This window comes from Geminocystis sp. CENA526, from assembly GCF_050753365.1.
GTDB lineage: Bacteria > Cyanobacteriota > Cyanobacteriia > Cyanobacteriales > Cyanobacteriaceae > Geminocystis.
On the sequence record NZ_JBLZFY010000191.1, the window covers coordinates 1 to 3,706 of the forward strand.

The following is a 3,706-nucleotide window of genomic DNA, read 5'->3' on the forward strand; positions in this document are numbered from 1 at the left end:
CCAAGTAGCGATATTTGGAAGCCCACGCCTGTACCTTAGGTCAGCGTGGGAGTGTCACTGCGTAAGTTCTAAATTATTAAACAAGTGGAATAAAATAAAGATGATAGTATAGCCAAAAAATAGATCAGTAAAATGACATCAAAAGAAGACAAAGAAAGAGAATTAGAAATTCTCAGAGATGCTCGAATGGGCAGAAAATTCACCCTTGCTGACTTAATCGCTAGGGAAGGGGGAGGCTTCTTGAAAGGTGAATCCCCCGTACCTAAGATGATTCAAATTAAGACGGAAATAAATCTTTTTATTCGCAATAACCTAAAAGACTTATCAGGGGCATTACAAGCGGTTTTAGTGGATTTAGTTAACAGTGGAGATGACAAAATTAGTTCCCATGACACCGAACCTCTCAAAGCGTTAACATTAATTATTGAGGACATTCTTAGTAACGAACATAAGTACTATGATTTTGTCAAACAAGTGGATTTAAAATGGGGACAAATGAATGGTGAACGTCCTTACTTTCAATCGGTAGGGCAACCGCCCCATCCTGAAGATGAATATACCCACGAATCAGTCGGTTTGCGTCTGCTAGAGTTACTAGAAATCATTAATCAACAAACATCATGACTTTAACCCAAAATCAAGATCAAAATATCAAAAACAAGGAATCTTCTCAAATAGCAAATTGTCCTGTTTTGTGTGACTATTGTAAACGCACCGCCACTAATGGCATTAAATGCAAGGGAATGTGTGTCGCTGACAGCGATTATTAATTTCGCTATTACTAAGCTAAAACTCTTATCTATTCCCTTTTCCCTTTTCCCTCTTCCCTTTTCCCTACCTTCATCACTAATACTTTTTCAGCAGACTCTAATTAGGTTATAACAATCCAGCGTTAGATAAACCTAAAATGAAACCAGCCCCTAAAATATGTCCAAAGCTAAAAGTTGCTAGTAATTCAGGAAGACCAAATTTTTTCCATAAAGCGGGTTTCCCTACGGGTAAATCTGGCCCAATTCCTGCTTTTTGGATGGCAAAACGTCCGATAAATACGGCAAATAAGTTGGCTGAAATCATTACTATAGCTACATTAAAATTCCACTCTACCGTTTGAGGAATATTTGCTAAAAGATTTGATAATACTAAAAAGTTCATGATTTTTATGATTTAATTTGCTTAATCTTAACTATTTCCGTTATGGTAATATTTACAGGGCTTTTTTCTTGATTTTCTTAAAGATTATTCATCATTCTTAAATTATGCGTGTCAAAATATGTGGGATTACGGATTTACAACAGGCGATTTCGATCGTATCTTTGGGGGTGGATACGTTAGGTTTTATCTGTGTCAAACAATCTCCTCGATATATTGAAGAAAAGAAAATCCAAGAGATAATTAAGGCTTTACCGTCACAAATTAGTAAAGTTGGGGTTTTTGTCAATGAAGACATCGATAATATTGTTAACATTGTCAGGGAAACAGGATTAACGGCGATACAGTTACATGGTGACGAAACACCGACTATTTGCACACAATTAAGAGAATTATTACCTGACAGAGAAATTATTAAGGTTTTTCGCTATCAAAATGAGGATTCTTTAGCTTTATTACCAGAATATATCCCTTTTATCGATACGATTTTATTAGATGCTTTTCAAGAGGGAGTTTATGGAGGTACGGGAAAAACTTTAAATTGGACTGAATTAGATAATTTTAGACCATCTCGTCCTTGGTTACTCGCAGGAGGCTTGACGGCGGATAATGTTACCATCGCCTTAAAAACCCTTCAATGTGATGGATTTGATTTATCAAGTGGTGTCGAAATCAGTGCAGGAAATAAAGATTTAGAAAAAATAAAACAATTATTAAATAACTTAAATAGTGAATAGTGAATAGTGAATAGTGGATAATTGTTAATTGTTAATTGTTAATTGTTAATTGTTAAAAAGGGTTTTTCTGTTTCGGTAAAAATTTCAAATTGAGCTTGTTGTTTTGCTAATAATTCTGGGGTTGCGTCGGAAATATCTCCTGTCCTTTTTTGGAGTCGATCGAACAAAACATTTAAGGGTGCTGTACAATAAATAATCTGTAAATCAATATTTTCTTGAAGGGCAAATTCAATCATCGGTTGTCTTAAGGAAATTCGATCGAACTTAGCATCTAAAATGACAGTAAATCCTTGTTTTGTTAACAATTTTGCTAGGTAAAATAAACGCTCATAGGTTTTATTTGTCATGGAAATAGAGTAAAGAGAATCGTCTCCTTTTTCTTCTAAAGATATTCCTGCTAAATGTTTTCTGACGGCATCTGAGCGAATATGTATAGCATTATTTTCTTTGGCAATTTGACGCGCAGTAGTGGTTTTTCCTGAACCTGATAATCCTGACATTAAGATTAATTTTCCCTCAGATTTTTGAGTGTATTCCCAAGCTAAATTATAATAATCTTCAGCAGTCTTTTTAGCTTCTTTTTTGACTGTTTCACTAATAGCAGAATCGTCTAATAAAAAAGAGGTGACTTTTGCTCTTACATAAGCCTGACGACTTAAATATAACGGTAAAACTTGTAAACCTTCCCAATCTCCAGTCCTTTCTATATAAGTATTGAGAAAGATATTTCCTAATTCTTTTTCTCCTTTAGAATCAAGATCCATTACCAAAAAAGCGACATCATATATAACATCCACAAAACGAAAAGGCTCGTTAAATTCGATTCGATCGAATAGTTGTATTTTATCTTGCCAAATACAGATATTTTTTAAATGTAAATCTCCATGACACTCCCTAATTTTGTGTTCAATTTGCCTTTGCTTAAATAGAGTTTGATTTGACTGTAAAAAGTTATCGGTAAAGGCTTTAGTTTGTTGATATTTTTCGATAGTTTGCACTTCTCCAATATATTTCGCAGTTTGTTGATAATTTTGAATAATAGATTCTCCAATTTTCTCTACAGTACCAAAACTATTAATATAATCATTAGTGTCGGTATTTTGATGAAAATTAGCAACTATCTTACCTAAATCTTCAATATTTTTTGCAGTTAATTTCCCTGACTCAAACAGATTTAAAAAAAGATTTTCTTGAGGAAATTGTCTCATTTTTAAGACATAATCCACTGGTTGACTATCATCATTTAAAATATATTTTTCATTGACAAAACTAATAAGAATTACTTGTAAATAAAGTTCAGGGGCAATAGCTTTATTCATCCTTAACTCTTCTTCAAGAAAGTGTTTTCTTTTCTCAAGGGTAGAATAGTCTAAAAAGCCAAAATCAACTTGTTTTTTCAGTTTATAAGCATAATTTCCCGTTAAAAATACGATCGAACAATGGGTTTGTATAACTTCGATAGGATGTATCACCTCATGGGGATAAAAATTAACATCCTGCATTGTTGTGATTAATTTTTTTTGACACATTTAATATTTTTTTGTAAATCTTAAAACAGCCTTTAATTAATAAAATGGTATCATTCATTTTAATTAGTTTCATAATTTTTATCTTGAAATATAGAAGGTAAGCACTTATACTAAAAATCAAGGGATTGAGATTCCTTCGCTACTCTCGGAATGACACAATAACGTTAGAGATGCGTAAGTCCTAAAATAGATGAATTTGTTGGCGAAACATTTTGTTACAGAAAATTTGATAAAATTGGCTCTTCTACAGTAGTTATGTAAAATTAATAGAAAATAATTAATATAAACTTT

Annotated in this window: 5 protein-coding genes; 3 read left to right on the plus strand and 2 right to left on the minus strand. The window is 32.7% G+C overall.

Going from position 1 to position 3,706, the window contains the following annotated elements:
* Window positions 1-132 precede the first annotated feature (132 nt).
* A complete protein-coding gene (locus tag ACN4EE_RS22275; RefSeq protein ID WP_431708713.1) occupies window positions 133-624 on the plus strand; it encodes a hypothetical protein in 492 nt (163 codons plus the stop codon).
* Entirely contained in the window at window positions 621-770 is a 150-nt protein-coding gene (locus ACN4EE_RS22280) for a hypothetical protein (RefSeq protein ID WP_431708714.1), read from the plus strand. The genes ACN4EE_RS22275 and ACN4EE_RS22280 overlap by 4 nt, the downstream gene beginning before the upstream one ends.
* 106 nt (window positions 771-876) lie before the next feature.
* Here the strand turns inward: ACN4EE_RS22280 and psaK are convergent, their stop codons facing one another.
* Window positions 877-1,152: a photosystem I reaction center subunit PsaK gene (gene psaK, locus ACN4EE_RS22285; protein ID WP_431708715.1), complete on the minus strand. Its 276-nt coding sequence runs from the start codon at window positions 1,150-1,152 to the stop codon at window positions 877-879.
* Window positions 1,153-1,256: 104 nt separating this feature from the next.
* Here psaK and ACN4EE_RS22290 point away from each other — a divergent pair, with 104 nt between their 5' ends.
* The gene (locus ACN4EE_RS22290) at window positions 1,257-1,886 is read left to right on the plus strand and encodes a phosphoribosylanthranilate isomerase (RefSeq protein WP_431708716.1); all 630 of its coding nucleotides are present in this window, start codon (window positions 1,257-1,259) and stop codon (window positions 1,884-1,886) included.
* A 38-nt stretch (window positions 1,887-1,924) separates the two neighbouring features.
* Here the strand turns inward: ACN4EE_RS22290 and ACN4EE_RS22295 are convergent, their stop codons facing one another.
* Window positions 1,925-3,415, minus strand: a complete 1,491-nt coding sequence (locus ACN4EE_RS22295) for a bifunctional aminoglycoside phosphotransferase/ATP-binding protein (protein ID WP_431708717.1) — start codon at window positions 3,413-3,415, stop codon at window positions 1,925-1,927.
* Window positions 3,416-3,706 lie beyond the last annotated feature (291 nt).